Below are 2,942 nucleotides of genomic sequence, written 5' to 3' on the forward strand. Positions count from 1 at the left end.
AGGCACCCAGCCGCCGGAAGGCGCTGCGGTGAAAGACGATCGGTGCGATCTCAGGGTTGACCCGCACATCGCTGACACGCAAAACGACGATGGTGTGATCGCCCGCGGGGATCAGTTGTTCGATCGCGCTTTCCAGCCACATGCTCGTGCCTCTGATGAAGACCGCCCCGACATCGTTGGACTCGGTCTCCAATCCCGCGAATCGGTCGCCGGTTTTAGCGGCCAGAGTACGCACGGCTTCGTCGTGCGCTTCGCCCAGCACGCTGATGCCCAGTCGCGGCACACCCTTGAGCTTGGGCCATGTCGTCGAGGTGTTCTGCACGCAGAACGACACCAGCGGCGGGTCCAGTGAGACAGGAACGAACGTACTGGCCGCTAGCCCCTCCCGGACTCCGTCGACCTCAGCCGCGATGGCCACTACCCCGGACGGAAAGTGCCCGAAGGCCTCACGAAGAGACGACGGTGTCAGCTTGCTGGTCGAGTTCACCGGCTTCTCTGTCGAACTGGCGGACCGATTCTGATAACGGCGACCTTACTCGGTAGGCGTCGCGCCGTCCGCGGTACTCGGTCAATGGCCATGCGCCGCGGCCACATCCGGATGTGCCCGGAGTCTGCTCTTCCAGGCGTTGCGGCCGTACACCGAGAAAATGGGGTCCGACGGATCGTTGCGGGCCCGGGCTTGGGCAGCCAGTTCGTCGGGCAAGGACAGGACGGGTATCTGGGCGTCGAGTCGGGGGTTGAAGAAGTACGGCACCGCGATCCGTGGTCTGGCCGGTCGACTCAAGTGCACCCGATGTTCGGTCGCCCGCAGGTAACCGCCGGTCGCGACCTCGAGTAACTCGCCGATATTGACGATGAAGGTGCTGTCGCGTGCGGGAACGTCGACCCAGTACCCGTGCGGGCCGCGGACCTGCAATCCGTGGCTGTCCGGCTCGGCAAGCAGCAGGGTGAGCACGCCGGAATCCCGGTGCGCTCCCACCCCCTGCGCACTGGCGGCGTGCGCCGGGTAACGCACGATCTTGATCAGCGTCGCCGGGAGATCGGCGAAGGCGGTATCGAATACATCAGCGGGACTGCCGAGCGCGCTCGCCCACCACGCCAGCAACGTGCGCGCCACGCCGGACAGCGCAGCGTCCCACTCGGCGACGATTCCCGGCATTTCCGGCAGCGCGGCGGGCCACTGATTCGGTCCCTGCAGCCAGAAGTAAGCCGGCCGGCCGGGGCCGCCGATCGACGGGCGTTCGGGACCGATGTCGATCTGCTCGCGCCAGTCCACTGCACCGCGCGTCAGTTCGCCGCCGAGCCGGGTGTAGCCGCGGAAATGCGGGCTGCGCACCATCGCGATGGCGTCCTTGTCGACCTGCGGGAGCGCAAAGAAGCGGCCCGCAGCCTCCAGCATCGCGCGGACCAGCTCAGCCGGCACGCCGTGGCCCGCCAGATAGAAGAACCCCACGTCATGCGCAGCCGTGCGCAGCCGCTCACGAAGGTCGCCGGCATGGTTGCGCAGGTCCACCACGGGAAGCGCGGTCGCACCGGCCACACTGGTCACGTCACCATCATCGCCACAGGTCGCATGGCGTGCCACTGTCCTGATCGACCTCAGTCCAACCGGTTGGTTGAACACTTGGTGCTATTTAGCTCACATCAGCTTGCGTTGCCTAACAAACCGTTATAGTTTTGTCAGTGTTACTGGTGGGTAACTTAACCCTAGTACCCAACCACGAAGTGGCATTCTCATCGAGGAGGAAGCGTGAGCCACTATAAGAGCAATGTCCGCGACCAGCAGTTCAACTTGTTCGAGGTGCTCGGAGTCGACAAGGCGTTGGGCGAAGGCCTCTACAGTGACCTGGACGTCGACGTTGTCGGCGAGATGCTGACGGAGATGAGCCGGCTGGCCGAGGGTCCGGTCGCCGAGTCTTTCGTCGAGGGAGACCGCAACCCCCCGGTTTTCGACCCGAAGACCCACTCGGTGGAGCTGCCCGAGGCTTTCAAGAAGTCCGTGCTGACGATGATCGAAGGCGGTTGGGACAAGGTCGGTATCGATGAGGCGCTTGGTGGCATGCCGATGCCCAAGGCGCTGGTCTGGGCCCTGCACGAGCACATCCTCGGTGCCAATCCGGCGGTCTGGATGTACGGCGGCGGCGCCGGCTTTGCCAACATCCTCTACCACCTCGGCACCGAAGAGCAGAAGAAGTGGGCTGTGCTGGCCGCCGAGCGTGGCTGGGGCTCGACCATGGTGCTCACCGAGCCGGACGCCGGCTCGGACGTCGGTGCGGCCCGCACGAAGGCCGTCAAGCAGGACGACGGCTCTTGGCACATCGACGGCGTGAAGCGTTTCATCACCTCGGCCGACTCCGGTGACCTGTTCGAAAACATCTTCCACCTGGTGCTGGCGCGCCCCGAGGGCGCGAAGCCCGGCACCAAAGGCCTCTCGCTGTTCTTCGTGCCCAAGTTCCACTTCGACCCGGAAACCGGTGAGATCGGTGAGCGCAACGGTGTGTTCGTCACCAACGTCGAGCACAAGATGGGCTTGAAGGTATCGGCGACCTGCGAGTTGTCCTTCGGCCAGCACGACGTGCCGGCCGTGGGCTGGCTGGTCGGCGAGGTGCCCGACGGCATCGCCCAGATGTTCGAGGTCATCGAGCAGGCTCGCATGATGGTCGGCACCAAGGCGATCGCCACGCTGTCCACCGGCTACCTGAACGCGCTGGAGTATGCGAAGTCGCGGGTGCAGGGCGCCGACATGACGCAGATGACCGACAAGACCGCTCCGCGGGTGACCATCACCCACCACCCGGATGTGCGGCGCAGTCTGATGACGCAGAAGGCTTACGCCGAAGGTTTGCGCGCGCTGTACCTGTACACGGCGACCTACCAGGACGCCGCGGTGGCTCAGGCGGTACACGGTGTCGACGCCGACCTGGCGGTGCGGGTCAACGACC

At 65.1% G+C, this 2,942-nt stretch carries 3 protein-coding genes; 1 reads left to right on the plus strand and 2 read right to left on the minus strand.

Annotation, left to right across the window (positions count from 1 at the left end; translation table 11 throughout):
* Positions 1-487: flavin reductase family protein (locus WA317_RS15775; protein WP_425173920.1), on the minus strand; the 487-nt coding region annotated here is incomplete at its 3' end.
* A gap of 81 nt (positions 488-568) precedes the next feature.
* The gene (locus WA317_RS15780; RefSeq protein ID WP_425173922.1) at positions 569-1,540 is read right to left on the minus strand and encodes an isopenicillin N synthase family dioxygenase; all 972 of its coding nucleotides are present in this window, start codon (positions 1,538-1,540) and stop codon (positions 569-571) included.
* Between the two features lie 210 nt (positions 1,541-1,750).
* Between WA317_RS15780 and WA317_RS15785 the strand changes: the two genes are divergently transcribed.
* Positions 1,751-2,942 (plus strand): acyl-CoA dehydrogenase family protein (locus WA317_RS15785; RefSeq protein ID WP_425173921.1); only part of this gene is annotated, 1,192 nt, incomplete at its 3' end.

This window comes from Mycobacterium sp. (genome assembly GCF_049802695.1).
GTDB lineage: Bacteria > Actinomycetota > Actinomycetes > Mycobacteriales > Mycobacteriaceae > Mycobacterium.